Origin of the sequence: Paenibacillus sp. FSL R7-0273, from assembly GCF_000758625.1 — a bacterium.
Lineage (GTDB): Bacteria > Bacillota > Bacilli > Paenibacillales > Paenibacillaceae > Paenibacillus_AQ.
In genome coordinates, this window is sequence record NZ_CP009283.1 from 1,862,134 (window position 1) to 1,887,161 (window position 25,028).

General features: G+C 53.7%; 23 protein-coding genes and 1 riboswitch. Of the genes, 18 read left to right on the top strand and 5 right to left on the bottom strand.

Annotated features, from left to right (window positions below; all coding sequences use genetic code 11):
* Nucleotides 1-27 precede the first annotated feature (27 nt).
* The 4 genes from uidA to R70723_RS08000 all read left to right on the top strand — a co-directional run bounded on the left by uidA (nucleotide 28) and on the right by R70723_RS08000 (nucleotide 4,206).
* The gene (gene uidA / locus R70723_RS31465; protein ID WP_081957294.1) at nucleotides 28-1,839 is read left to right on the top strand and encodes a beta-glucuronidase; all 1,812 of its coding nucleotides are present in this window, start codon (nucleotides 28-30) and stop codon (nucleotides 1,837-1,839) included.
* 163 nt (nucleotides 1,840-2,002) lie between these two features.
* Nucleotides 2,003-2,683, top strand: a complete 681-nt coding sequence (locus tag R70723_RS07990) for a hypothetical protein (protein ID WP_039871196.1) — start codon at nucleotides 2,003-2,005, stop codon at nucleotides 2,681-2,683.
* Nucleotides 2,684-2,997: 314 nt separating this feature from the next.
* Nucleotides 2,998-3,450, top strand: a complete 453-nt coding sequence (locus tag R70723_RS07995; RefSeq protein WP_039871197.1) for a VOC family protein — start codon at nucleotides 2,998-3,000, stop codon at nucleotides 3,448-3,450.
* A gap of 54 nt (nucleotides 3,451-3,504) precedes the next feature.
* Nucleotides 3,505-4,206, top strand: coding sequence for an SDR family oxidoreductase (locus R70723_RS08000; protein WP_039871198.1), 702 nt, complete (start codon nucleotides 3,505-3,507; stop codon nucleotides 4,204-4,206).
* Between the two features lie 162 nt (nucleotides 4,207-4,368).
* Here the strand turns inward: R70723_RS08000 and R70723_RS08005 are convergent, their stop codons facing one another.
* Nucleotides 4,369-5,592: a sugar efflux transporter gene (locus tag R70723_RS08005; RefSeq protein WP_039871200.1), complete on the bottom strand. Its 1,224-nt coding sequence runs from the start codon at nucleotides 5,590-5,592 to the stop codon at nucleotides 4,369-4,371.
* A gap of 199 nt (nucleotides 5,593-5,791) precedes the next feature.
* On the opposite strand from R70723_RS08005, the gene R70723_RS08010 reads away from it, so the two are divergent.
* Complete coding sequence (locus tag R70723_RS08010; protein ID WP_039871201.1) at nucleotides 5,792-8,617, top strand: glycoside hydrolase family 3 protein; 2,826 nt, start codon at nucleotides 5,792-5,794, stop codon at nucleotides 8,615-8,617.
* A gap of 192 nt (nucleotides 8,618-8,809) precedes the next feature.
* Here the strand turns inward: R70723_RS08010 and R70723_RS32815 are convergent, their stop codons facing one another.
* Nucleotides 8,810-9,241: a hypothetical protein gene (locus R70723_RS32815; RefSeq protein WP_081957298.1), complete on the bottom strand. Its 432-nt coding sequence runs from the start codon at nucleotides 9,239-9,241 to the stop codon at nucleotides 8,810-8,812.
* A 93-nt stretch (nucleotides 9,242-9,334) separates the two neighbouring features.
* On the bottom strand, nucleotides 9,335-10,615 hold the full coding sequence (locus R70723_RS08020; RefSeq protein WP_039871205.1) for a helix-turn-helix domain-containing protein: 1,281 nt from the start codon (nucleotides 10,613-10,615) through the stop codon (nucleotides 9,335-9,337).
* 164 nt (nucleotides 10,616-10,779) lie between these two features.
* Between R70723_RS08020 and R70723_RS08025 the strand changes: the two genes are divergently transcribed.
* The 3 genes from R70723_RS08025 (at nucleotide 10,780) to R70723_RS08035 (ending at nucleotide 14,774) form a co-directional block, all read left to right on the top strand.
* The gene (locus R70723_RS08025) at nucleotides 10,780-13,017 is read left to right on the top strand and encodes a glycoside hydrolase family 3 C-terminal domain-containing protein (protein WP_039878415.1); all 2,238 of its coding nucleotides are present in this window, start codon (nucleotides 10,780-10,782) and stop codon (nucleotides 13,015-13,017) included.
* A gap of 504 nt (nucleotides 13,018-13,521) precedes the next feature.
* Complete coding sequence (locus tag R70723_RS08030; RefSeq protein WP_052421141.1) at nucleotides 13,522-13,836, top strand: helix-turn-helix domain-containing protein; 315 nt, start codon at nucleotides 13,522-13,524, stop codon at nucleotides 13,834-13,836.
* A gap of 5 nt (nucleotides 13,837-13,841) precedes the next feature.
* The gene (locus tag R70723_RS08035) at nucleotides 13,842-14,774 is read left to right on the top strand and encodes an IS3 family transposase (protein WP_052421140.1); all 933 of its coding nucleotides are present in this window, start codon (nucleotides 13,842-13,844) and stop codon (nucleotides 14,772-14,774) included.
* 232 nt (nucleotides 14,775-15,006) lie between these two features.
* On the opposite strand, the gene R70723_RS08040 is transcribed toward R70723_RS08035, so the two are convergent.
* Nucleotides 15,007-15,942, bottom strand: coding sequence for an MBL fold metallo-hydrolase (locus R70723_RS08040; RefSeq protein ID WP_039871206.1), 936 nt, complete (start codon nucleotides 15,940-15,942; stop codon nucleotides 15,007-15,009).
* Between the two features lie 234 nt (nucleotides 15,943-16,176).
* Nucleotides 16,177-16,282, top strand: a riboswitch (guanidine-I (ykkC/yxkD leader).
* Between the two features lie 90 nt (nucleotides 16,283-16,372).
* Here R70723_RS08040 and R70723_RS08045 point away from each other — a divergent pair.
* The 10 genes from R70723_RS08045 to R70723_RS08085 all read left to right on the top strand — a co-directional run bounded on the left by R70723_RS08045 (nucleotide 16,373) and on the right by R70723_RS08085 (nucleotide 24,496).
* Nucleotides 16,373-16,729, top strand: coding sequence for a DMT family transporter (locus R70723_RS08045; RefSeq protein WP_039871207.1), 357 nt, complete (start codon nucleotides 16,373-16,375; stop codon nucleotides 16,727-16,729).
* On the top strand, nucleotides 16,730-17,044 hold the full coding sequence (locus R70723_RS08050) for a DMT family transporter (RefSeq protein ID WP_039871208.1): 315 nt from the start codon (nucleotides 16,730-16,732) through the stop codon (nucleotides 17,042-17,044).
* A 108-nt stretch (nucleotides 17,045-17,152) separates the two neighbouring features.
* Nucleotides 17,153-18,016, top strand: a complete 864-nt coding sequence (locus R70723_RS08055) for an aldo/keto reductase (RefSeq protein ID WP_039871209.1) — start codon at nucleotides 17,153-17,155, stop codon at nucleotides 18,014-18,016.
* Nucleotides 18,017-18,120: 104 nt separating this feature from the next.
* Nucleotides 18,121-18,411: a hypothetical protein gene (locus R70723_RS08060; protein WP_039871211.1), complete on the top strand. Its 291-nt coding sequence runs from the start codon at nucleotides 18,121-18,123 to the stop codon at nucleotides 18,409-18,411.
* Nucleotides 18,412-18,519: 108 nt separating this feature from the next.
* Nucleotides 18,520-18,666 carry a hypothetical protein gene (locus R70723_RS33340; protein WP_156123795.1) on the top strand — a complete coding sequence of 49 codons (147 nt, stop codon included), beginning with the start codon at nucleotides 18,520-18,522 and terminating at the stop codon, nucleotides 18,664-18,666.
* 116 nt (nucleotides 18,667-18,782) lie between these two features.
* Nucleotides 18,783-18,971, top strand: a complete 189-nt coding sequence (locus R70723_RS08065) for a hypothetical protein (protein WP_039871212.1) — start codon at nucleotides 18,783-18,785, stop codon at nucleotides 18,969-18,971.
* A gap of 304 nt (nucleotides 18,972-19,275) precedes the next feature.
* Nucleotides 19,276-20,736 (top strand): PTS mannitol transporter subunit IIBC, encoded by a 1,461-nt coding sequence (locus R70723_RS08070; RefSeq protein ID WP_039871213.1) that lies wholly within the window; start codon nucleotides 19,276-19,278, stop codon nucleotides 20,734-20,736.
* A 97-nt stretch (nucleotides 20,737-20,833) separates the two neighbouring features.
* Nucleotides 20,834-22,900 (top strand): BglG family transcription antiterminator, encoded by a 2,067-nt coding sequence (locus R70723_RS08075; protein ID WP_039871214.1) that lies wholly within the window; start codon nucleotides 20,834-20,836, stop codon nucleotides 22,898-22,900.
* Nucleotides 22,901-22,916: 16 nt separating this feature from the next.
* A complete protein-coding gene (locus R70723_RS08080; RefSeq protein ID WP_039871215.1) occupies nucleotides 22,917-23,351 on the top strand; it encodes a PTS mannitol transporter subunit IIA in 435 nt (144 codons plus the stop codon).
* The gene (locus R70723_RS08085) at nucleotides 23,351-24,496 is read left to right on the top strand and encodes a mannitol-1-phosphate 5-dehydrogenase (protein WP_039871216.1); all 1,146 of its coding nucleotides are present in this window, start codon (nucleotides 23,351-23,353) and stop codon (nucleotides 24,494-24,496) included. The genes R70723_RS08080 and R70723_RS08085 overlap by 1 nt, the downstream gene beginning before the upstream one ends.
* A gap of 70 nt (nucleotides 24,497-24,566) precedes the next feature.
* On the opposite strand, the gene R70723_RS08090 is transcribed toward R70723_RS08085, so the two are convergent.
* Nucleotides 24,567-25,004: a hypothetical protein gene (locus R70723_RS08090; RefSeq protein ID WP_039871219.1), complete on the bottom strand. Its 438-nt coding sequence runs from the start codon at nucleotides 25,002-25,004 to the stop codon at nucleotides 24,567-24,569.
* Nucleotides 25,005-25,028 lie beyond the last annotated feature (24 nt).

The following is a 25,028-nucleotide window of genomic DNA, read 5'->3' on the forward strand; positions in this document are numbered from 1 at the left end:
GATATGGAATAGACAAGATTGGAGTGAATGCAGCATGCTGTTTCCAAAAGATACGCTAACGCGCGAGATCAAGGATCTGTCGGGGATCTGGCGCTTCAAGCCGGACCGGGCAATCAGGGCAGGGAGGAGGAATGGTTCAAAGCGCCGCTTCAGGACACCATTCCTATGCCGGTTCCCGCTAGCTACAATGACATCACCCAGGATGCGGCCTTGCGGGACCATATGGGAGACGTCTGGTACGAACAGTTCTTTATTGCTCCGCGTTCCTGGTCGGGTGACCGGATCGTTCTGTGGGTGGGCAGCGCCTGCCACCATGCGGTTGTATGGGTCAACGGTGTAGAAGCGGCGGTGCATAAAGGGGGCTTTCTTCCTTTTGAGGCCGATATTACGGAGCTGGTTGTACATGGTCAAGAGAATTGGGTAACGATCGTGGTAAATAATGTGCTCAGCTGGCAGACCCTGCCGCCGGGCCGGATTAAAACCTTTGATGATGAGAAGCACCCGGAGGGCTACCGGGTTCAGGAATATTTTCATGATTTCTTCAATTATGCCGGGCTGCACCGGCCGGTGAAGCTGTACCGGACCTCACAGAGCTACATTAAGGATATAACAACAACGGCAGATATACAGGATGGGACGGGGATTGTTCATTATACCGTGGAAGCCTCACGGCCTGAAGGTGAGATCACGGTCCGGCTGCTGGATGAAGACGGGGTAACAGTAGCCTCCGGCAAAGGGAGCTCCGGCATCCTGCGCGTAGAGAACGCCCGGCTGTGGAAGCCGCTGCAGGCGTATCTGTATTCTTTTCACGCTGAAGTATGGGGTGCTGACGGAGAACGGGAAGACCATTATCAGCTGCAGATCGGGATACGGACGGTTAAAGTGGAAGGGACCCGATTCCTGATCAACGGGGAGCCCTTTTATTTCAAAGGCTTCGGGAAGCACGAGGACAGTGACATCAGGGGCAAGGGACTGGATCAGGCTGTCAATGTGAAGGATATGAACCTGCTGCGCTGGATGAATGCTAACTCCTTCCGTACCTCTCATTATCCGTATGCCGAGGAGCTGCTCGATCTGGCCGACCGGGAGGGGATTGTCGTTATCGGCGAGGCTCCGGCGGTGGGGTTCACCTTTTTCAACTATAATGACAAGGTGTATGCCCCGGACAAGGCCAATGATGAGACACTGGCTCATCATCTGGAAGTGCTGACAGACCTTATTGCCCGTGACAAAAACCATCCGTCTGTGGTCATGTGGAGCCTGGCCAATGAAGCGGCTAATTTTCAGGAGGAGTCCGTGCCTTACTTCCGCCAGTTGGCCGGCACCGCACGCAGGCTGGACCCGCACCGCCCGATAACGATTGTGCAGTGGCCGCTGCCGGACAAGTGCAGGGTCTCGCAGTTTTTTGACGTCATCTGTGTGAACCGTTACTATTCGTGGTATCAGGACCCGGGGGCGCTGGAGCTGGTGGAGCATCAGGTGGAGTGGGAGCTGAAGGGCTGGTTTAACACCTTCGGCAAGCCGGTCATCATGAGCGAGTATGGGGCAGATGCCATCGCCGGGTTCCACCAGGACCCGCCGGTGATGTTCACCGAGGAGTACCAGCAGGAGCTGCTTACCCGGTATCATAATGTGTTTGACCGGCTGGATTTTGTAATCGGCGAGCATGTATGGGCATTTGCCGATTTCGCCACCAAGCAGGGAATCACGCGGGTGGGCGGCAACAAGAAGGGCGTATTCACCCGGCAAAGGCAGCCCAAGGCTGCCGCGCACTTGCTCCGCCGCCGCTGGAGTGAGATGGGGGAGTATCCGGTGAAGGTGACGGGCGGGGATGAGTAGGGGGAGTAGTGGTTAATAAGGATATGCAAGGAAATGCAGCTTTCTACCATTCATTGACGAAAGCAAAGACCCGGCACTATAATTTAACAAACGGACGAAGCACGTCCCGTACTCCATCATTTGGGGTGCGGGACTTTTTTTGTGTCCAGGGGGAGGTTAACATATGGGATTTATGGAGGAGCATCAGAAGTGGATACAGTACCACAAGAAACGGAGAACCGGTGAGCGTCTGGACAGGCTGGGACGCGGGCATGGACATGGCGAACGGATGTTTTTGGAGCGGGTGTGGTGGCCGGTTTTTGGACAACTGGATGATTTGCATCCGGAGTATGAGGTTTTGGATTGGCGCGGGCGGCCTTATTTTGTTGATTTTGTCTGGAGGCCGGGACAGGTTAAGTTTGCCATCGAGATCAAAGGGTACGGGCCCCATGTGCAAAATACCGACAGGACCCGGTACCGCCAGGAGCTGAACAGGGAAACTTATCTGCAGATTGCCGGATATCGCGTTGTTTCCGTTCCCTATGACGATCTCGAATCGGTGCCCGAGCTGACCATCTCTCTGCTGAAATCCCTGCTGATCCCCAGCCTGCTGAAAACCACGGGTGGAGAAGGCCATCAATATACTAAAGTAGAGAAAGAAATTTTGAGGATTGCAGCGCGTTCCAACGGTTTCATCCGGCCGGTTGATCTGGTGGAGGAAACAGGAGTCGACCTCAGAACTATTAGAAAGTATATGGCCTCATTATGCGCAAAAGGAAAGTTTAAACCCGTGCTCACTAGACACAATAGCCGTATATATAGGTATGAGTATATTCACTCGATGCTGGATAACGAGCTGTGGTAACTTGAGTTCGAGCTGATGGACCTCACGGTTAGGGGGCCCAAAGAGCCGAAACAACGGTAAAAGTCCCGTTGTTTCAGCCCCCGCCGGCCTGAAGAGCCGAAACAACGGTAAAAGTCCCGTTGTTTCAGCCCCCGCCGGCCTGAAGAGCCGAAGCAACGGTAAAAGTCCCGTTGTTTCAGCCCCCGCCGGCCCAAAGAGCTGAAGCAACGGTAAAAGTCCCGTTGTTTCAGCCCCCGCCCGTTTCCCGAAACTTGACAGCCCTTTCATAGTCCCGCTATGGTAGACTGGTCAGATGAAAAGGGAGGCTGAGGCAGTTGACAGGACTACTAGGCAATCATTTTGTTACGCAGATAGGCATTCTGGTGAATGATGTGGAGAAGGTGAGCGCGGCATATGCGGCATTTTTCGGGCTGGAGCAGCCGGAGATTATAGTGACGGATACAGCGGACGTTGCACAGACCCGGTATAACGGGGAAAAGACGGAGGCACGGGCGAAGCTGGCCTTTTTTGACATGGGGTCTGTACAGCTGGAGCTGATTGAGCCTGACCACCAGCCGAGCACCTGGCGCGACTATCTGAATGAGCACGGAGAAGGTCCGCATCATATCGCATTTGTGATTGAAGGGATGCAGGACAAGATCATGTTACTTGAAGGCAAAGGGTTTGCGCTGCAGCAGAAGGGTGAGTATACCGGCGGGCGTTATGCGTATATGGATACTTTTAAGGAATTGAAAGTGCTCGTAGAGTTGTTGGAGAACGATAATTAATAATGGTTAACCAATAAACTATTCAATAAACTAACTAATAAGGAGGTACTATTGATGAAGAATATTCTTATAACCGGCGCCGGCCGCGGACTGGGCCTCGACCTGACCGCAGAGGCGCTGGAGCGCGGATATTCAGTGATTGCGGGTGTACGCAACCCGGACGGGCAGGCTGAGGAATTGTCCAAGCTTGCGGCAGCACATGGGGATAAGCTGACGATCGCGAAGCTGGATGTAACGGATGAAGCGGGAATCGCAGCACTGGCTGCTGAGCTTAAAGAGCAGGGCCGCACGCTTGGTGCTATCATCAACAACGCAGCTGTGCTGACCGCGCGCAACACGCCGGTTGAAGCGCTGGACCTGCAGGACATGCTGACTACTATGGACATCAACCTGTATGGTCCGATCCGTGTGGTCAAGCACTTCCTGCCGCTGCTTACGGAAGCAGAGCCGTCCATTATTAATATCTCGTCGGAAGCGGGCAGCATCACCAATGCATATCCCGGAGATTACCCGTACAGCATTTCCAAGACAGCGCTCACGATGTTCTCCCAGCAGCTGCATGTGTATCTGCAGGAACGCGGAGTCCATGTGCTCAGCGTCCACCCGGGCTGGATGCATACCGATATGGGCGGAGAGCAGGCACCGACGGACCCGCGCCAAAGTGCGAAGGGAGTGCTTGATCTGATTGAGCAGCGTACAGCACCGGAAGGCCGGTTCATGTTCGTGGACTATACCGGGAAGGACATGAAGATTTAAGCATTCCCGAACAGCATGCTTCCTTTAACTATACTGCGGATAGGCACCGTTCATTTGGAGCCTGTCCGTTTTTTATTTAGCTGCAGCAGTCCTCTGGAATTTCTTCGTTTCGGCTCAGTAACTTTTTTTACAGCGAGTAAGCCTTGCCCGCCAGCCTCCTCATCACAGCGCTCCCCCCGTCTGAACCGGGCTTTTATCGGAATTGGACCGTCCGGAGCTTGGAACCACCATCAGCACAAAAGAAACAACGAGCAGCAGCAGGCAGCCCCAGTAAGCATGACGGTAGCCGAGCCACTGGGCGGCTGCTCCGCCAGCCAGACTGCCGAACAGCCGGCCTAGCGTAGTAGCATTGGTATACAGTGTGGATGCATAGCCGGGCAGATCCGGCAGCAGATCCTGGATGTAGCTGATGCCGATTGCAGAAATCACAGCGACGAATACAGCCAGCAGCACCTGTCCGGCGATAATCTGCCACAGGGCGCCTGAGAACAGGACCACCACATAATAGGCCGCGCCCAGCACGATTCCCCACAGCAGCAGCAGGCGGTTGGAATATTTGGCCGACAGAACGCCAAGCACCAGCATGAACGGAATCTCAAGCAATGCGCACACACTGGACACGGAAGCCACATTCTGCGTGCTGCCGCCCAGCGTATTGATGATAAACAGCGAAATGTTCAGATTGTTCATCCAGTGGCCTGAATAGAGCAGGGTCATCACGAGAAAAGGGATAAGAACCCGGGCATCCTGATGCAGCTTCAGCGGCTGCTGCGGTTTGACCGGAGCGGCTGCTTTCACAGCCGGGCGTTTTGCGGTGCAGAGCATAAGCACGGCATTCAGCACAAAAATCAGCGAGGTGCCGGTAAAAATCCCCTGAAACCCGGAATGCTCCAGCAGAACCGCTCCGATCAGCGGGCCGGTAATGAAGCCCAGGGAGAACATGGAGCGGAGCGTTGAATTGGCAAAGGCGTGATCCGTGCTGCTGCTGGCATTCACTGCCTCACGTGCGCTGGCGAACAACTGCGGCATGGCGGGTGCGCCGATTGCTGTAAATACGGTCATATAAATCAGCAGCAGATAAAACTCATGGATGAATAAATATCCCGAGAAAGCTATGGCATTAAAAAACATGGCCGTGACCATCAGTGTCTTGCGGTTCATCCCGTGATCGGAGCGCTTGGCAATCAGTGAGCTGATCCAGACGCCGCTAATCAGTGTGACAGCCGTGAAGATGCCGAAGACACCTGCCGATACGCCTATCTCCGAAGTGAAATAAACAGCCAGAAACGGGGAGCTGATGGAAATACCCATTCCCTGCAGGATCATGCAGATCATAAACGGGGTGTAGCCTGGAATGCTGAAAAGCTGGCGGATACGGATTGACATAGGGATGAAGGTCTCCTTTTGCGTTCATTGCAGTATTCGGTTTGATTTGTATTTATTATATTGAGTTTTTTATACAGAAAGAAATGTCTAATTTTACAGTGATTTTTCCGTCAATTGTGCTGGTGTTTCTGAAAGCGTTTATATTTTATGATTAAATATGATGTAACCGTTATCATATAGACCGAAGGAGTGACTGTGGATGGAAACCGCGAAATATCCTTTTCAGCAGACCGGACTGCCGCTTAATGAACGTGTGCAGGATCTGCTGTCCAGATTGACCTTGGATGAAAAAGTAAGCTTGATGCCGCAATATCAGGCGGAAATCGAGCGTTTGGGCGTTGGCGCCTATAAGCATGGTACGGAAGGGGCACACGGCATTTCCTGGCTGGGAAAAGCAACCTATTTTCCGCAGCCGGGCGGGCTGGCCTGCACATGGAATCCCGAGCTGCTGAAGCAGGTGGGTTCGGCGATCGGTGATGAGGCGAGAGCTTTTTACAAAAAAAATCCTGCAGTAAACGGCCTGACCCTCTGGGCACCTACTGTGGATATGGAGCGCGATCCGCGCTGGGGGCGGACGGAGGAGGCTTACGGGGAAGATCCTGAGCTGACCGGTCAGCTGAGCACCGCGCTTGTACAGGGGATTCAGGGCGATCACCCGGTGTATTTGAAAGCGGTAGCAACGCTGAAGCATTTCATCGGCAACAACAATGAAATCAACCGCGGAGTGGATTCCTCGAGCATTGACCCGCGCAATCTGCGCGAGTACTATCTGGAAGCGTTCAAGCCTGCCTTCAAGGAAGGCGGCGCACAGTCGATGATGACAGCATACAATTCGCTTAACGGCGTACCGGTTATTTTGCACCCTTCCGTAATGGATGTGGTTAAGGGTGAATGGGAAATGGACGGGTTCATTGTAAGCGATGCGGGGGATTTGTTCGGGATTGTAAAAGATCATAAGTATTACGAGTCGTTTGCCCGGTCGATGGCTGAATCGATCAAAAACGGGATCGACAGTGTAACCGAAGAGACTGAAGAGACCATTAAGGTGATTCATCAGGCGCTGGCCGAAGGCTTGCTGGCTGAAGAAGATCTGGACCGCGCGCTGTCCAACACCTTCCGTGTACGTTTCCGTCTTGGTGAATTCGATCCTGAAGAGGGCAATCCGTATGCGGCTATAGACGATTCTGTCATTCTCAGCAAGGAGCACAGCGAGCTGGCACTGGAAGCGGCGAAGCAGTCCGTTGTACTGTTGAAAAATGAGAATGCCGCCCTTCCGCTGAACCCGCAGGAGCTGTCTAAGGTGGCACTGATCGGACCACTGGCGGATGAAGCCTTCAGAGACTGGTACTCCGGTACACTGGCCTATGGGGTTACCCCGCTGCAGGGTGTGACCAAAAAACTGGCCGGCAAGCAGGTGACCTTTGAAAGCGGGGATGACCGGATTATCCTGACCTCAGCAGACGGAGGCAAGGCGGTAGGCATGACCGGTGAAGACGGCAGACTGGCCGCATTGCATGATGCTCCGGAGCGCGGAGAGCTGTTCCGGCATACAGCCTGGGGCTGGACTGCCAATACGCTTAAGGCGACCAGCCGCGGCCAGTATGTCACGCTGAATGATGCAGGAACGCTGACAGCTTCGGCAGATGAAATCTATGGCTGGTATGTGAAGGAATCGCTGGATTTGGTCGCCGAGGAAGACGGAACAGTAAGCCTGCGTACCTGGAACGGTAAGCCGGTTACAGTCTCTGCTGACGGAACACTCCGTTCTGTTGAACAGGCTGCCGATGCTGAAGCCAAAGCCTACAGATTCCGCAAAAAGCTTGTCGTTAACGGTGTGGAAGCGGCTGTTGCCGCAGCGAAGGCTGCCGAGGTTGCGGTGGTGTTTGTCGGTAATCATCCGCTGCTGAACGGTAAGGAGGAGATTGACAGACCGGACATCGTGCTCCCGGAAGAGCAGGAGAATTTGGTAAAAGCGGTCTACGCCGCCAATCCGAATACAGTTGTAGTGATTGTCGGCAGCTACCCGATTACTTCTACCTGGATCGACGAGCATATTCCAGCCGTGCTGTACACCTCACACAGCGGACAAGAGCTGGGCAATGCGGTGGCAGAGGTACTGTTCGGCGGCTATAGCCCGTCGGGCAAGCTGAACATGACCTGGTTCCGGTCTGTAGACCAGCTTCCTCCGCTGATGGACTACGATATTATCAAGGGCAAGAGAACCTATATGTACTTTGACGGTGAGCCGCTGTACCCGTTCGGCCATGGCCTGAGCTATGCACAGGTAGCTTATAAGCAGCTGGAGCTTGCCGCTGAAGAGCTGCAGCAGAACGATACAATTAATCTGAGCGTGAAGCTGGAGAACACTGGCGCAGTAGACGGCGATGAGGTCGTTCAGCTGTACGTGCAGTCATTGTCGACCCGGATCAGGCGTCCGCTCAAGCAGTTAAGAGATTTTGCGAAGATCAGCCTCGCGGCAGGCGAATCTAAGTCAGTCACATTCTCTCTGCCGGTATCGGAGCTGGCGTTCTGGGATGTAACCCGTGAGCAATACTGTGTGGAAGACGGGGAATACAATATTCTGGTCGGCCGTTCCTCCGGTGACATCCAGCTGTCAGCAAGAATCAGAGTGCATGGCGACACTGTACCTGCCCGTAATCTGTATGCTACTGTAAAGGCAGAGAACTATGACGATTACGAAGCGGTCTACCTGGACGAGTGCAAGGCCGGCGGCGCTTCCATCCATCCGGTTCAGGACGGCGCATGGATTGCTTTCCATAATGCTGCGTTTCCTGATGGAGCAGCAGCGTTTGAAGCGCTGGTCTCCTCAAGCAGCGGCGGCAGCATCGAGGTCAGAACCGGCAGCCCGTCCGGTAAGCTGGCAGCTACGCTGCAGATCCCGGCAGGCGGACAGCAGGAATGGCACAGCCTGACGGCTGATGCCGTAGTGGATGCCGGAAAAGCAGATGTGTTCCTGGTCTTTACAGGTGAGGTACTGCTGAGCCGGTTCAGCTTTGCACAGTAATTTGCATCCCTATGCAGGTTGTGAAGCCTTACAGATTTAACACGTGGAGCCCCCGTTATGCGGGGCTTTTTGTGCTGGTCACAGCATCTATACAAGGTACAGATGCACTCCGTATATAACTGCTGCAGCACAAAAAAACGCAGGACCAGGTTTAAAGGTCATGCGTCATCGCTGATAAATTACCTTGAACAATCAGTCCCCGCCACCACCGCCGCCGGAATCTCCGCCACCCCCAGAATCCCCGCCGCTATGGCCTCCGCTGTCCCCGCCGCCGTGGCTGCTGTGGCTGCTGTCATGACTGCTGCCCCAGCTGCTTCCGCCATGGTGATGGTCATGATGATTGTGGTGAAGGTTAAGATGTTTGTTGTGGTGATTTTGATGGGTGTGACTGTTATGGAGCTGATTGTGGTGGTGTTGATGCTTGTTGGTACCGTCCGGATCATCGTCCTGGCGGTGAAGATCACTTGTCATCAGATTGGGGTCCGCTCCTGTATAAAAATAATTGCCGGATGAATCGCTGTTTTTGAAAGATCCGCCTCTCCTGCTCCCCGCTTTGTTCCCCTGTCCAGCAGCCAGAAAAAAGATAACAAAAAAAACAACTGCAAATATGATTATTATAGTCAAGCTGGTCCCGCTCCTTTTTTAGGAAATGATAAAGAGGACTTCTATGGTGATCATAACATAATTTGCAAAATAGGGGTGTGATCATGTCTCCTGCTAATAAAGCTTCCCCGCATCCTTCCTGTATTGCCTTGGTGTCAGTCCCGTATATTTCTTGAACACCTTGGTGAAATAACTCTGATCGTTAAAATGCAGCCGGGTGGCAATATCCGACAGGGTGATGCCGGGCAGCTCCATCAATCGTTTGGCTTCCTCGATCCGTTCACGCTGAATGTAGTCGGTTACGGCGAGTCCGGTTTCTTTTTTGAACAGGTGGGAGAGATAGCTTGCGTTCATTCCGGCAATTTCCGCGAGCCTGCCCAGTGTAATTTCTTCGTACAAATGGTTAAAAATATAGTTCTGGCACAGCGCGGAGGTGCGGGACTGCTTCGATCTGCGGTTATCGCGGACAGAGTCGGCAAAATCGCACAGGGCGGCGGTCTGTGCCCGCTCCACCGCCGGAATACCGTTAAGCTCCTCGATGTGCTGAATATGAAAATCGCTGAGCGTATAGGCGATCTCCCAGAACAGCCCGCCCTCGATGGCTGCCCGGGTTGCCAGGGTGATGGAGGAGATGGCCAGGTTTTTTTTGCTGCGCAGCCGGCTTTTTTTGGACAGCTGACCGAAGCTCTCCTCCGAAAAAGCTGCCTGGCTGCCCAGCAGACCCTCCTTATCGCCGCTGGAAATGTAACGGAACATTTCGCGCTCCAGCATCGGGTCATGGTGCAGCCATTCATTTTCACGCCGGTAGGAGAGGTCAAGGTCAGGCCCGTCACCGGGGTGCTCTGTCTGCTGCTGAACAGGGGCGGCCAGCAGCAGGTCTGTAACGGACAGCTCCTCACCTGTAACAAGCGTGTGCAGCAAAAGCGCCGCATGGTACCATCTCATCCGGCTCAGCACAGGCAGGCTCCGGTAGTATTGAAGCCAGCTCTCCTGCAGGCTCGGAGGCAGCTTATAATCACGCATCAGGTCAGCTACGTTGTCTGCAGTAATTGGAGCAGATAGCACCGGCCCGATAATAACTGTACCGTCTGTGCCGGGCTCTCCTTCCGCCAGCCTGAGCAGAATGAACTGCTCCAGAAAGCCGGTCGTGTACAGGAGCGGGAGAGCAGAGACGTCATCGTCCCGGTCTGCTTGCTGACGTCCGGAGGCGTAGGCTGTAACCTCGTCCAGCAGGCTGCCGTTTCCCTGAAGCGGTGCCCGGCATTCAAAGGAGGCAGGCAGTCCTAGCCGGACACTGCCGCCGGTATCCAGCCAGAATACCGGAACGCGGTAGGCCTCATAGATTAGCTTGCAGATATAGGGGATACGTACAGTAGCGTTGGCAGCTTCAAGCATAAACTCACTCCTTTTGTCCAATTAAAATACCAAAAAACCAATGAAAGTGCCATAAAAACATGCTGAACTTCGTTAGAATGATAAAAAAGAAAACGCATTCTTAGGAGGCTGACTCAGTGACAAAGACGAAGACTACAACCGGTATCCGCGAGCTGATCGCACAAATGACGCTGGAAGAAAAGGCCGGGCTCTGCTCGGGTCTGGATTTCTGGAATACAAAGGGCATTGAACGGCTGGGTATTCCCTCTGTTATGGTGACGGACGGGCCGCATGGCTTGCGGAAGCAGCAGGGAGAAGCGGATCACGTGGGCCTGCACGACAGTGTGCCGGCAACCTGTTTTCCTTCCGCGGCCGGATTGGCCTCTACCTGGGACCGTGATTTGATCTCGCAGGTTGGTGAAGCGCTCGGCGCAGAGTGCCAGGCGGAGAATGTAGCTGTGCTGCTCGGCCCGGGCAACAATATCAAGCGTTCGCCGCTGAACGGGCGGAATTTTGAATATTTTTCCGAAGATCCGTTTTTGGCCTCAGAGCTGGCTGCAAGCCATGTAAAGGGAGTGCAGAGCCAGGGCGTCGGGACATCGCTTAAGCATTTTGCCGCCAACAACCAGGAGCACCGCAGAATGTCGGTCGATGCAGTCATTGATGAACGGACACTGCGGGAAATCTATCTGGCCAGCTTCGAGGGAACCGTGAAGCAGAGCCAGCCCTGGAGCGTAATGTGCTCCTACAACCGGGTGAACGGTGAGTTTGCATCGGAGAGTGAGACGCTCCTGACTAAGATTTTGCGGGACGAATGGGGCTTTGAGGGCTTTGTGGTATCCGACTGGGGCGCGGTAAATGAGCGGGTGAAGGCGCTGCAGGCCGGGCTGGAGCTGGAAATGCCGGCAAGCGGCGGGATCGGAGATGCCAAGATTGTTGCGGCTGTGAACAGCGGCGAGCTGCCAGTGGAGACACTGGATAAGGCCGTGGAACGGATGCTGGCTTTTGTGTTCAAAAGCGCGGAGAGCCGCAAGGAGAATGCGTCCTTTGATAAGGAGCGTCATCATGCGCTTGCGCGTCAGGTGGCCCGGGAGAGTATGGTGCTGCTGAAGAATGAGGAGCATACTCTGCCGCTGGCCAAGAGCGGAACCATCGCGATTATCGGCGAATTCGCCAAAAAGCCCCGCTATCAGGGCGGCGGCAGCTCGCACGTGAATCCGACGAGGCTGGATGACGCTTTTGCCGAGATGCAGGCGGTTGCCGGAGCTTCAGCCAGCTTTCTGTATGCGCAGGGGTATGAGCTGGACAACGATGACATTAATGAACGTTTGCTGGCAGAAGCGCGTGATGCTGCAGCGCGAGCGGACGCTGCGGTATTGTTCCTGGGATTACCTGACCGGTATGAGTCAGAAGGCTATGACCGCACCCACCTGTCGCTTCCGGCCAGCCATAAAGCACTGATCGATGCGGTAGCTGAAGTCCAGGGTAAGGTTATTGTTGTCCTGAGCAATGGTTCGCCGGTCGAGATGCCATGGCTGTCCAGAACGAAGGCGGTGCTGGAGGGGTATCTGGGCGGACAGGCCTTTGGCGGCGCGGTTGCCGACCTTCTTTTTGGCGAGGCGAGTCCGAGTGGCAAGCTGGCTGAGACGTTCCCGCAGAAGCTGAGCGACAATCCGTCGTTCCTGAACTTCCCGGGTGAAGGCGATAAGGTGGAATATAAGGAAGGGCTGTTCGTCGGCTACCGTTATTATGATAAAAAAGAAATTGAGCCGCTCTTTCCGTTCGGCTACGGGCTCAGCTATACCAGCTTCGAGTACAGCAATCTGCAGCTTAACAAGCGCAGCATTCAGGATACCGAGACTGTAGAGGTTACAGTGACCGTGAAGAATACCGGCACTATAGCCGGAAAAGAAACAGTGCAGCTCTATGTCAGCGATGTGGAGAGCAGTGTGATCCGTCCGCTGCAGGAGCTGAAGGGCTTCACCAAAGTCGGGCTTCAGCCTGGTGAGGCACGTGAGGTTACGTTCACGCTGGATAAGCGCTCGTTCGCCTATTATAATGTGCAGCTGGGTGACTGGCATGTGGAGAGCGGGGAATTCACGATTGCTGTGGCTGCGTCTTCACGTGACATCCGGCTGACCGCTTCACTGGAGGTAATCTCCAGTGTGAAGATGGTATCTAAGTTTCACCGTAACACCACAGTAGGGGATCTGCTGGACAATCCGCTGACCGCGGACAAGGCGAAGCATTACGGCAGCATTTTCGGCATGGAGAGTGCCATGGACGATAATCCGGAAATGTTCCTGGCGATGATGAGATATATGCCGCTCCGTGCGCTGGTCAATTTCGGCCAAGGCAAGTATTCCGAGGAGAATCTCACTGCTGATCTGCGCGAGTTCAACGCTCTGGCCGGACAGGAATAAGCGCCTGGATGTATTGAAGTTGCTGAAGAGGAATATATGGACCCTGCCCCGGGTGGAGCGGGGTCTTTTTTAGGGTGGAAGCTTAAGTAGGGTGAAAGTGGCGGCTTGAGTGCAAGTAAAGGGACTTTTCCCTCTAAGTAAGACGGAAGTGGCCGGCTTGGTGGTCAATAAGGGGATTTTTCCCTTTAAGCAGGGCGAAAATGGTCGGCTTGGTTGCAAATAAAGGGATTTTTCCCTTTAAGCAGGGCAAAAATAGCCAGCTTGGTTGCAAATAAGGGGATTTTTCCCTTTAAGCAGGGCGAAAATGGCCGGCTTGGTTGCAAATAAAGGGATTTTTCCCTTTAAGTAAGACGAAAGAGGTCGGCTTGGTTGCAAATAAAGGGATTTTTCCCTTTAAGTAAGACGAAAGAGGCCTGTTTGGCTGCAAATCTCCACAGCCCCCTAAAGAAGTTGGAGTCCTCCCCCACAAAAATGTAGACTAGATACAGGAGGAGGATGAACGGTATGGGACACTTAACAGGAACAAGAGAGAAGGCCGCGCAAGAGGTGTTGTCTGGCATTAAGGCAGCGGTGGTTGCCCGAAAGTATGGAGTGACCCCATCGACGGTGAATCAGTGGGTGAGAGATTACCGGGAAGCCCATGGGGAACAAGATCATCCGTATCCCCAAGATCAGGTGGAGGAACTGAAACGCCTGCTGGATGTCGAGCAGAAATACGAGAAGGCTGTGAAGATCCTCGGTGAAAAGGAGCTAGAGATTGAGATTTTGCGTGAACTGCTAAAAAAGCCAACCCCTGCTTATCCGAAAAAATCGAGGTAGCCGATATGTTCATTAAGCAGGGGAATAAAGCAGCGTTGGTACTACGTCTCGTGGGGCTAGCAGAGTCTACGTATTACGACCGTAAGAAACGCAAGTCACAGGATGCCCAGGCCGTACCTCAGGGGCGCGGAAGACCCGTACCCGGCTATTCCCTGACCGAGTCTGGAGAGAAGATTAGCGACGGGCAGATCCAGGAAATGCTTCTGGAACTGGTCGCTGGAGAAGAGCACGTGTACGGGTACAAGCTCCTGGCCAAGTGCTTATGGAACCAGCACAGCCTTAAGCTCAATCACAAGAAAAGCTACCGGCTGTGTCAGGCGCTGGAGATCCTGCAGCCCCAGCGTCACAAGCGCTTTAAGCATCCCCGGAAGCTGCCGGAGAACCGGGTTATTACCGGAGCGGGTCAGCTCTGGCAGATGGACATTAAGTACGGGTACGTGGCGGGCCGGGACCGGCATTTCTTCGTCCTGAGCATTATCGATGTGTTTACCCGTGTCATCGTCGGCTACCACCGCGGATCGTCGTGTGAGGCCAAGCACGCCTGCCAGACGCTGGGACGCGCCATGGAGCAGCACTGCGCCCAGGACAGTGCACGCCCGGTGATCCGCACCGACAACGGCCCACAGTTCGTCAGCCACCTGTTTGGTGACATGTGTGAAAGCTGGGAAATGACTCATGAACGCATTCCGCCTCGAACACCGGATTTAAATGCTTTTATTGAATCGTTCCACAGTAATATTGATCGGGATTTGTTCCGTAAAGAGGCATTCGAAACGTTCGACGAGGCCTATGAAGCCGTGGACCGGTACATGGATTTCTACAACAACCGGAGAATGCACACCAGCCTTCGCAACATGCCACCGGTTGAATTTTCAGAGTGGGTCATGGGCCTAGAAGACCGGTCCGCCTTCTTCTGGCCGAGGAAAAAAGCGAAATAAAGAGCATAGCTACGACAAGTACCGGTTTTATACTGAGGACTCCGGGATAAGGGGGTCTCACCGAAATAAAGGGATTTTTCCCTTTAAGTAAGACGAAAGAGGCCTGTTTGGTTGCAAATAAGGGGATTTTTCCCTTTAAGTAAGGCGAAGACGGCCCCATTGCAGAGCAGCATCACTCTTTTCCAGAGTGGGGGCTGCTCTGCGTTGCTTGCTCTCTTATGACATAAGAGTGTTAGAGCTGCCTGCTCAGCAGGAATTCTAGGTTACGCTGGAATACGGCGGCGGCGTCCCAGGTCCGGTATGCCTCGGGAACCGGGATTTCGGCAGCCAAAGGCTTGGACTCACCCCCGCTGTATGGTGCACAGATGTCCAGCAGGTCGTTTATGTACTGCTGCATATACGTGATGCTGGCTGCATCGCTGACCGGGCCGTGCCCGGGCACAACCCGGCGTGCATCCAGCTTGCCAAGCAGCTCCAAGGCACTCAGCCAGTCATGCGGATCGCCATCGGTAAGCAGCGGATGATTGTTAACTGCAACGGCATCACCGGCGAAGACGATGGAGTCGTCAGCGAGGTGCAGCACGGAGTCACATTCTGTGTGGGCGCGGCCGAGCGACAACAGCCGGGCGCTTCTTTTAGATCCGTGAATCCATAGCTGACTCTCGTAAGTTACATCAGGATAAGTAACAATCAGCGTCTCAATCGATTCGCGGATTTCCAGCAGGTAGCTGTGGCGGGCGGCCGGCAGCTTAAGGGTAACCTCATCTGTTGCAGCCTCGACAGCTGCCGCCGCTGCTGCAATATCTGCGTTCAGCTGCGGGAGCAGCGGTGTCATACGCTCCAGCCACTGCGGCTGGGTGGCCTGCATGAGTGCTCTGGTCCGGGCGGAGGAAACAATAGACACACCGGAAAAGCACTGGTTACCACGGACATGGTCGCCATGCCAATGGCTGTTGGCGACATAACCTATAGGCTGATTCAGCAGCTGCAGGGCGGCCTCCCGCAGATCGCGGCCGGCCTGAGGTGTGTTAAAGGTATCGAAGACCAGTGTGAAGCCGCCCATGTCAATGATGCCTGCGTTACTCATAGCACCGCCCTGATCATTGGCGATCAGTGCATAAATTCCTTCGGACAGCAGGTTAATGCTGAAGTGCCGTGATTGGAACATTGCTTTACCTCTTCTCTCTAAAATAAATAATATAATCACAATAATATATTTAATAATTGTATAAGTCTGTAAAAAATGAGTGTGCAAGTCTGTAAAAAAGGGGCTTTGTACTTTCGCTGTTCTGTACTCTATAAACCTGATTAACTGACTGCTCTGCTATAGCTAATAATGATTTCTAACGAGCAGGGGTTGCTTTCCTGCACCTAATTTGCTAACATACGATGTAACTTAATCAATTTGGTTTTCTAGGGTTCCGCGGCCGGCAACGGCCGGACTGGTCCGAGGGAAAACGCACGGATTCCAGTCCGTGTCTACACGGAGGGATAAAAGCCCGGGAGGTATCGTCAGTGATGACGGTGACCTTCCGGGCTTTTGTGTTGCTGCAGGAAGGTCTGGATTAAGAATTCAACTAGAGCAGGAGGAAAGAAAGATGAACAAGAGCAGTAAGGCATGGCTGAAAATTGTAGGCGCAGCCTGTTTTGAGGTAGTGTGGGTGATCGGACTGAAGCATGCAGCGGCCCCTTGGGAATGGACAGTAACGGTGCTGGCTATTATTATCAGCTTTTATGTTCTGATCTCCGCGAGCAGCAGGCTGCCGGCAGGAACGGTCTATGCGGTGTTTGTCGGACTGGGAACGGCAGGCACTGTGCTGGCGGATATGATCTGGTTCGGACAGCCGTTTCAGCTGGTGAAGGTGGCATTGATTGTATTGCTGCTTGCCGGTGTGATTGGATTAAAGCTCGCTACTAAGGATAGTGCGAAAAAGCAGATCAAGGAGGCGTCTTAAATGGACTGGATTATGCTGATCGGTGCCGGGCTATGCGAAATGCTCGGTGTAGCAATGATGGCGAGGCTGCAGACGCACCGCAACTGGCAGACACTGGCGCTGCTGATGGCAGGCTTCGGTGCCAGCTTTATCCTGTTATCCCTGGCGATGGAGACCCTGCCCATGGGGACAGCTTATGCGGTATGGACCGGCATCGGCGCTTCCGGCGGAGCAATTCTCGGCATGGTGCTGTACGGGGAGTCCCGGGACATGCGGCGTATTCTATGTATTGTGCTGATCCTTGGCGCTGCAGTCGGGCTTAAGCTGGCGGGCTGACTTACTCGGTAAAATGTTAAAAATTTAGACACCTGTACGATGTTTCGGACGCAGCTACATGGTAAGTATAGTAAGTATACAATCCATCTGTTAAGGAGACATCCGCATATGAACAACAGCATTCACAACCGGATCAAGCTGCGGGGCGGCGCCACTGTGCCGAGAATCGGCCAGGGCACCTGGTTTATGGGAGAGGATGCAGCAAGCCGGAGCGAGGAGATTGCCTCCCTGCGTCTGGGTGTCGAGCTGGGCATGAATCTGATCGATACCGCTGAAATGTACGGGGACGGGCGCTCAGAGGAGCTGGTGGGTGAAGCCATCCGGGGCATCCGGGATGATGTGTTTCTGGTGTCCAAGGTATATCCGCACAATGCGGGTAAGGAACGGCTCATCCGCAGCTGTGACAGCAGCCTGAAGCGGCTCGGCACGGATCATCTGGACCTTTATCTGCTGCACTGGCGGGGCGATATTCCTTTGGTGGAGACCGTTGAAGGGATGGAGGAGCTGGTGGCTGCCGGCAAAATCAGACAATGGGGCGTATCCAATCTGGATACCGAGGATATGAGAGAGCTTCTGGATATTCCCGGCGGCGAAAACTGTGCTGTGAATCAAGTGCTCTACCATCTGGGCTCCAGGGGTATTGAGCATGAGCTGCTTGCCTGGGAGCGGAGCCACAGAATTCCGGTCATGGCGTATTCTCCGCTTGCCCAGGCAGGCAGTCTGCGCAAGGGGCTGACCGAGAACGGAACAGTCCGGAACATTGCCGATAAGCACGGGGTTACCCCGCTGCAGATTCTGCTGGCCTGGAGCATCCGTGAAGGCGATGTCATTGCCATCCCCAAGGCGGCTTCCCGCAGGCATGTGGAAGAGAATGCGGCGGCAGGCCGTATCCGGCTGAGCGGTGAGGAGCTGCGGCAGCTGGATGAGGCATTCCCGCAGCCGGCCTGGAGAGTTCCGCTTGATATGATTTGATAGACCGGCTGTCCGTGATTTCACGGGCAGCTTTTTATTGACTTTTTACTGATTAATAATGAAATAAGCTGCTGCGTAGCTGACGTGTAACCAGGGTGAGCAAAATGAAGGGCACAACTGCCTTTAATTCCGCCCGATTCGGCGAAATGTGCAAAATGAAGGGCACAACTGCCCTTGATTCCGCCCGATGCGGCGAAATGAGCAAAATGAAGGGCACAAATGCCCTTGATTTCGCCCGGCGCGGCGAAATGAGCACAATGAAGGGCACAACTGCCTTTGATTTCGCCCGGCGCGGCGAAATGAACACAATGAAGGGCACAAATGCCTCTGATTCCGCCCGATGCAGCGAAATGAACACAATGAAGGGCACAAATGCCCTTGATTTCGCCCGATGAGGCGAAATGTACAAAATGAAGGGCACAACTGCCCTTGATTCCGCCCGATACAGCGAAATGAGCAAAATGAAGGGCACAACTGCCCTTGATTTCGCCCGATGAGGCGAAATGAGCAAAATGAAGGGCACAACTGCCCTTGATTCCGCCCGATGCGGCGAAATGAGCAAAATGAAGGGTACAACTGCCCTTGATTTCGCCCGGCGCGGCGAAATGAACACAATGAAGGGCACAACTGCCTTTGATTTCGCCCGATGAGGCGAAATGAGCAAAATGAAGGGCACAACTGCCCTTGATTTCGCCCGGTGCGGCGAAATGAGCACAATGAAGGGCACAACTGCCTTTGATTTCGCCCGATGCGGCGAATGAGCACAATGAAGGGCACAAATGCCCTTGATTCCGCCCGATGCGGCGAAATGAGCAAAATGAAGGGCACAAATGCCCTTGATTTCGCCCGATGCGGCGAAATGAGCAAAATGAAGGGCACAAATGCCCTTGATTTCGCCCAATGCAGCGAAATGAGCAAAATGAAGAACATAAATGCCCTTGATTTCGCCCAATGAGGCGAAATGAGCAAAATGAAAGAGCACAAATGCCCTTGATTTCGCCCGATGAGGCGAAATGAGCAAAATGAAGGGCACAAATGCCTTTGATCCCGCTGTTTTTTTCTGTGAGTTAGGCCGTAAGACCCGGGAAAAGCCTGTGGCAACAGCTCTTAAATGTTGTCAACAACGTTCATGCCGAAACCGTGTTTTCAATTTGGTGACAAAGAAAGCGCTTTGATTTACGATGTGTGCATAGGGGATGAACTTACAACAAAGCTTAAGTGTAGGAAGTCCCATTCAATTCAATAGGGGGGCATTTTAAATGGCCACATCGGCAACTACGCCTGCAACACAACCTTCATCCGGCGGAGCAAGGGTGAAAGTCCAACAATTCGGCCGCTTGCTCAGCGGTATGGTTATGCCAAATATCGGTGCTTTTATCGCCTGGGGTTTGATTACAGCATTGTTCATTCCAACAGGCTGGTTTCCAAATGAAAGTCTGTCGGCACTTGTAGATCCAATGATCAAGTACCTGCTGCCGCTGCTGATCGGTTACACCGGCGGTACAATGGTACACGGCAAACGCGGCGGTGTTATCGGCGCCGTAGTTACAATGGGGGTTATCGTCGGCTCCTCCATTCCAATGTTCCTCGGAGCCATGCTCGTTGGACCGCTGGCCGGCTGGATTCTGAAGCAGTTTGACAAAGCGGTTGACGGCAAAATCAAAGCCGGCTTCGAAATGCTTGTTAACAACTTCTCACTCGGTATCATCGGCGGCGGCTTGTCCATTGCTGCACTGAAGGGGATTGGACCACTGGTAGAAGGTCTGACCAACATTTTGTCCAATGGTGTGCAATTCCTGGTTGATCACAACCTGCTTCCGATTGTTAACATCATCATTGAGCCTGCGAAGGTGCTGTTCCTGAACAACGCCATTAACCACGGGGTTATGGGACCGATCGCGCTTGAAGAATCACAAAGACTGGGTAAATCCATTCTGTTCATGCTTGAATCTAACCCGGGACCTGGACTTGGTATTCTGCTGGCTTACTGGCTGGTAGGACGCGGTTCTGCCAAAGCTTCCGCACCTGGTGCCGTAGTTATCCACTTCCTTGGCGGTATTCATGAAATTTACTTCCCGTACATCCTGATGAACCCGCGTCTGATTCTGGCGGTAATCGGTGGCGGTGTGTCCGGTACATTTACATTCCAGATGCTGGGTGCAGGTCTGGTAGCTTCTCCATCACCAGGCAGTATCTTCGCTTACTTCGCTATGACGCCTAAAGGTGGATACTTCCCGATGATTGCCGGTGTAGTTGTAGCAACCGTTGTTTCCTTCGTGCTTGCAGCACTGCTGCTTAAGACTGTGAAGAAAACGGATGAGGAAGATATGGATCTGGAAGAAGCAGCAGCAAAAATGAAAGACATGAAGACTGCCGGTACTGCAGCTTCCGCAACAGTTGCAACAGCAGCTGCAAATAACGTTGCTGCTAATGTCCGTAACAAAGCTGATGTACGCAAAATCGTCTTCGCCTGTGATGCCGGAATGGGCTCCAGCGCAATGGGCGCATCCGTACTGAGAAAGAAGCTGCAGAGCGCAGGCGTTAATCTAACGGTAGTTAACTCGGCGGTAAGTGAAATTCCGGCTGATGCTGACATCGTGATTACGCAGAAAACGCTGACCGACCGTGCTATTGCAACCAATCCTAATGCAGAGCACATCTCCATCGACAACTTCCTGAAGAGTCCGAAGTACGATGAGCTGGTTGAACGTTTAAAATAAGCGAATACCGTTTAGATATGACGTATAACGCTAAATAAGGAGACGCTGGCCCCCGGGAGCCAGCGTTTGTCTCCATTTAGGGCGGAGGTACACGGTTATGAGGAAGGTTACCGCCAGGCAGCGCCAGATTATCTGGCTGCTGCTGGGCGTAAATGAGGAAATCACAGCCGCCGAGATCGCCGAAGGGATCGGGGTAAGCGTAAGAACCGTTCACCGCGAGATGGAAGACATTGAACACACGCTTGCGGATTTCGGGCTGGATCTGATCCGTAAATCGGGAAAAGGCATACAGCTGAGCGGACCGGACGACGGACTGGCTGAGCTCAGGCTATTCCTGCGCCAGGAGAAGCCTGCCGAATATTCCAGCGAAGAACGCAAAATTTATGAGCTATGCACGCTGCTTGAGGCGGAAGAGCCGGTGAAGCTGTTCACTCTGGCGCATTGGCTGAAGGTAACCGTTGCAACCGTGAGCTATGATCTGGATGAACTGGAACCTTGGGTCCGTAAATTCAATCTTCATCTGGTCCGCAGGAGAGGCTACGGGGTTGAAATTACCGGCAGTGAGGTGGATAAGCGCAGGTCGATCGGCCGTCTGGCGGCAGAGCATCTGGATTTGTCCGATCTTGTAGGGCATACGCCCCAGCTGGCGAGCAGCCCGGTTTACAAAAGCCTGCTTATGACCGTCGGAAAGAACAATTTGCTGGAAGTGGAGAGCACGCTCTGGGATATGGAATGGCAGTGGACGGCAGAGCTTCCGGAAATAGTATACATGGAGATGCTGCTGGGCCTTTCCGTCACCACCCGGCGGATCTCGATTGGCCAGGGAATTGAAAACGGCAGTGACGCCGGATATCCCAGGATGTCCGACCACCGCAACATCTCCGGGGCGGAGCAGTTTGTCCAGCGGCTTGGGCCTGCACTTGAGGAAGAAATACCGCGGGCAGAGATTCTGTATATCGCCGGCCTGTTTGACCGGGCCCAGGATTCATTTCCCTCCGGCGGAATCGCCTACGGGGATATGGAGCTGATGGAGACGGTCTACCGGCTGACCGAACATGTGGTCAGGCGGACAGGATTGCCGTTCCAGAGCGACCGCTCCCTGCGGGAGGGGCTGCTCGAGCATATGGACCCGGCCTTCAAGCGGCTGCGTGAGGGAACGCGCATCCGTAATCCGCTGCTGGGCCCGATCCGTAAAGATTATGAATATCTCTTTCAGATCGTAAGGGCTGCGGTAGAGGACCTGCAGCTGGACCTTGATATTCCTGATGAGGAAGTAGGCTTTCTGGTCATGCATTTCGGTGCTTCAGTCGAGAGACTGAACCAGCTAAGGCGTAATGTCAGGGCTATTCTCGTCTGTGCCAGCGGGCTGAGCTCCTCGAGGCTGCTGGCTACCCGGCTCGCCAAAGAGATGCCGCAGATTGAAATTCTCGGGAATATCTCCTGGTATGAGGCAGCCCGTCTTCCCGAGGTAGATTATGATCTGATTATATCTACGATTGATTTGCCGCTGGACAAGGAGCGTTATATTAAGATCAGCCCTCTGCTGACCGGGGATGAAATGGAGAAGCTTTTGAGCTATATTCAGAATATGACGCTGCGTGAACGGGAGAGTATTCCCGGCAGTGAAAGTGACCGTCCGCTGCGGGATGACAATGCGCTGGACCGCTTAAAGAGCTACAAGGGCATACTGGATGAGACGGTCAGCCTGCTAGAGCGGTTCCGCTTCTATCCGCTGGATAATGAAGGCATCCCCCTGCAGACTACGATTGCGGCAATGCTTGATTCTCTTAGAGGTACCGGGGTAGTCGGGGATGCGGATATTCTGCTGGAACGGCTGCTGGAGCGGGAGAGGATGTCCAGCCAGGTCATCCCCGATACCGGACTGGCGCTGTTTCATACCCGCAGCAGTCATATCATGCTGTCTTCCCTGACCCTCTACCGGCTGCGCGAGCCGGTTGTGCTGGAAGGCAACACTGAGGTAAGGGTCATTCTGCTGATGCTTGCTCCGCGCAGGCTGTCCAGAGAGAGCCTGGAGGTCCTGAGCGAGATCAGCGCCATGCTGCTGAATTCGGAGCTGGTGAAGCTGCTGGAGGAGAGGACGGAGTCTGAAATCCGCAGCTATCTGTCGTCAGAGCTGCTTCATTTCTTCGAAAATAAAATGTGAAAGCGGGAGAAACCATATGAGTATACTGTCAGAAAACAAGATTATTATGAACGGTGCCGCCAAAGACAAATACGAAGCGATCACCATGGCCGGCAAGCTGCTGGTTGATGCGGGACATGTAACTGAGGAGTACGTGCCGAAGATGCTGGAGCGCGAGGAAGTTGTGTCGACCTACATGGGTGAGGGGCTTGCCATTCCGCACGGTACGAAGGAAGCAAGACCATTTATCAAATCTACCGGCCTTTCCATCATCCGTTTTCCGGACGGCGTTGATTTCGGCGGGGATGAGCCTGCATTTGTCGTGATCGGGATTGCTGCTGCCGGTGACGGCCACATGGAAGTGCTGACGAATGTGGCGATGATCTTTACCGAAGAGGATGCGATTGAACGGGTGATGAATGCTCCTACACCTGCTGATGTCATGGCAATTTTTGAAGGAGGCCTTGAATAATGAAGGCTGTTCATTTCGGCGCAGGCAATATCGGCAGAGGGTTTATCGGACTTTTGCTCTCGCAGGCTGGCTACGAGGTCTGTTTCGTAGACGTGAATGAAGCGTTTGTATCCCAGCTTAAGGAGCGCGGAGAATATCCGGTGACGCTGGCCAGTGAAGGACAGGAGACTGTTATCGTAAAAAATGTCACTGCGCTAAGCAGCGTTACCCATGCTGAGGAAGTAGCGGCTGCTATTGCAGAAGCTGATCTGGTCACCACCGCTGTCGGTGTATCTATTCTGAAGCATATTGCCGGTGTTGTGGCTGAAGGGATCAAGAGACGGGTTGCCGTCTCCGATGCCCCGCTGCACGTAATCGCCTGCGAGAACGCCATCGGCGGCAGTGCGCAGCTCAAAGAGCTGGTCTACGCCATTCTGGATGAAGCCGCCCGTGCCAAAGCGGATGATGCTGTAGCCTTCCCGAATGCAGCGGTTGACCGGATTGTGCCGCTTCAGCAGCATGAGGACATCCTCAAGGTTGTAGTAGAGCCATTTTATGAGTGGGTGGTGGATGCTTCCCAGATGCTTCCGGGGTATACACCGGTTGAAGGCGTTCATTATGTCGAGAATCTGGAGCCTTACATCGAGCGCAAGCTGTTCACCGTTAACACCGGACACTGCTCTGCAGCCTATCTCGGCTTCCTGCGCGGCTACGAAACGATACAGCAGGCCATGGCGGATGAGGGACTGACTGCTCTCGTACGTGAAGTGTTGGAGGAGACCGGTGCGGTGCTGGAGCAGAAGCACGGCTTTGACAGCGCAGAGCACAGCAAATATATCGATAAAATCCTGGAGCGCTTCCGCAATCCGGCGCTTACCGATGAAGTATCGCGTGTAGGCCGCTCGCCGATCCGCAAGCTGTCTCCGAATGACCGTCTGGTCTCGCCGGCCCTGCAGGCCTTTGACCGCGGTCTCAGCTACAAGGCGCTGACCCGTTCCATGGCCGGAGCCCTGCTGTTCCAGGCAGCTGATGATCCTGAAGCAGTTGAGCTGCAGGCTGCTATTGCCGAGCTTGGCGTAGAAGCTGCCTTAGCCAAATATACCGGGCTGGCTGCTGACCATGCCGTACACCAGTCCGTGATGGCTGAATACGCAGCACTTAAATAAGAGGTTATAAGACTATAGCAGCATTAAAAAGAGCAAGACCCTTCCGATGCCGGAGAGGTCTTGCTCTTTCTTACTTTTGAAGAATCGGTTCCCAGTGTCTGAGCTCGCCGATCGAATCACGTTCGGACGAATAGCCCCGCAGCTCGATGGAATCTCTTGTTACCATAAAGCGATATTGCACATCCGGCTCGTTGGCAAACGTTACTTCAATAACATAAGGATTGTACGGTTCATAGCCGTCCTCGCGGTGCGGAACCGTCCAGAACGTCCAGGTTTCCTCGGGGTATTTCTGTTCCAGATACCGGTTCAGCTCAACCGATTTGCGGGCGATCTGGGTATCGATATAGGCCGGACGATACATAAAGAAACCGGTGGACAATAGAACGTATAGGCCCGCTGCAAAATAAATCCACTTTCTCCTGGACTGCCGGAAGAAGAGAGAGGCAAGCAAAATGACGAAAAACAGGATAGTGGCTAGACCATATTCCATTATTTCAGTAGGATGCATGTCTTCTCTCCCCTTTACTGCCTA

What these genes read in the sequence shown, in the direction of transcription:
- R70723_RS08060 (WP_039871211.1), top strand. Translation starts at nt 18,121, where the DNA reads ATGAAGGGCACAACTGCCTTTAATTCCGCCCGATTCGGCGAAATGTGC.
- R70723_RS08010 (WP_039871201.1), top strand. Translation starts at nt 5,792, where the DNA reads ATGGAAACCGCGAAATATCCTTTTCAGCAGACCGGACTGCCGCTTAAT.
- R70723_RS08035 (WP_052421140.1), top strand. Translation starts at nt 13,842, where the DNA reads ATGTTCATTAAGCAGGGGAATAAAGCAGCGTTGGTACTACGTCTCGTG.
- R70723_RS08075 (WP_039871214.1), top strand. Translation starts at nt 20,834, where the DNA reads ATGAGGAAGGTTACCGCCAGGCAGCGCCAGATTATCTGGCTGCTGCTG.
- R70723_RS08080 (WP_039871215.1), top strand. Translation starts at nt 22,917, where the DNA reads ATGAGTATACTGTCAGAAAACAAGATTATTATGAACGGTGCCGCCAAA.
- R70723_RS08065 (WP_039871212.1), top strand. Translation starts at nt 18,783, where the DNA reads ATGAAGGGCACAAATGCCCTTGATTCCGCCCGATGCGGCGAAATGAGC.
- R70723_RS08020 (WP_039871205.1), bottom strand. Translation starts at nt 10,615, where the DNA reads ATGCTTGAAGCTGCCAACGCTACTGTACGTATCCCCTATATCTGCAAG.
- R70723_RS08045 (WP_039871207.1), top strand. Translation starts at nt 16,373, where the DNA reads ATGAACAAGAGCAGTAAGGCATGGCTGAAAATTGTAGGCGCAGCCTGT.
- R70723_RS08055 (WP_039871209.1), top strand. Translation starts at nt 17,153, where the DNA reads ATGAACAACAGCATTCACAACCGGATCAAGCTGCGGGGCGGCGCCACT.
- R70723_RS08000 (WP_039871198.1), top strand. Translation starts at nt 3,505, where the DNA reads ATGAAGAATATTCTTATAACCGGCGCCGGCCGCGGACTGGGCCTCGAC.
- R70723_RS08040 (WP_039871206.1), bottom strand. Translation starts at nt 15,942, where the DNA reads ATGTTCCAATCACGGCACTTCAGCATTAACCTGCTGTCCGAAGGAATT.
- R70723_RS08025 (WP_039878415.1), top strand. Translation starts at nt 10,780, where the DNA reads ATGACGCTGGAAGAAAAGGCCGGGCTCTGCTCGGGTCTGGATTTCTGG.
- R70723_RS08030 (WP_052421141.1), top strand. Translation starts at nt 13,522, where the DNA reads ATGGGACACTTAACAGGAACAAGAGAGAAGGCCGCGCAAGAGGTGTTG.
- uidA (WP_081957294.1), top strand. Translation starts at nt 28, where the DNA reads ATGCAGCATGCTGTTTCCAAAAGATACGCTAACGCGCGAGATCAAGGA.
- R70723_RS33340 (WP_156123795.1), top strand. Translation starts at nt 18,520, where the DNA reads ATGAGCAAAATGAAGGGCACAACTGCCCTTGATTCCGCCCGATGCGGC.
- R70723_RS08050 (WP_039871208.1), top strand. Translation starts at nt 16,730, where the DNA reads ATGGACTGGATTATGCTGATCGGTGCCGGGCTATGCGAAATGCTCGGT.
- R70723_RS08090 (WP_039871219.1), bottom strand. Translation starts at nt 25,004, where the DNA reads ATGCATCCTACTGAAATAATGGAATATGGTCTAGCCACTATCCTGTTT.
- R70723_RS07990 (WP_039871196.1), top strand. Translation starts at nt 2,003, where the DNA reads ATGGGATTTATGGAGGAGCATCAGAAGTGGATACAGTACCACAAGAAA.
- R70723_RS08005 (WP_039871200.1), bottom strand. Translation starts at nt 5,592, where the DNA reads ATGTCAATCCGTATCCGCCAGCTTTTCAGCATTCCAGGCTACACCCCG.
- R70723_RS08070 (WP_039871213.1), top strand. Translation starts at nt 19,276, where the DNA reads ATGGCCACATCGGCAACTACGCCTGCAACACAACCTTCATCCGGCGGA.
- R70723_RS08085 (WP_039871216.1), top strand. Translation starts at nt 23,351, where the DNA reads ATGAAGGCTGTTCATTTCGGCGCAGGCAATATCGGCAGAGGGTTTATC.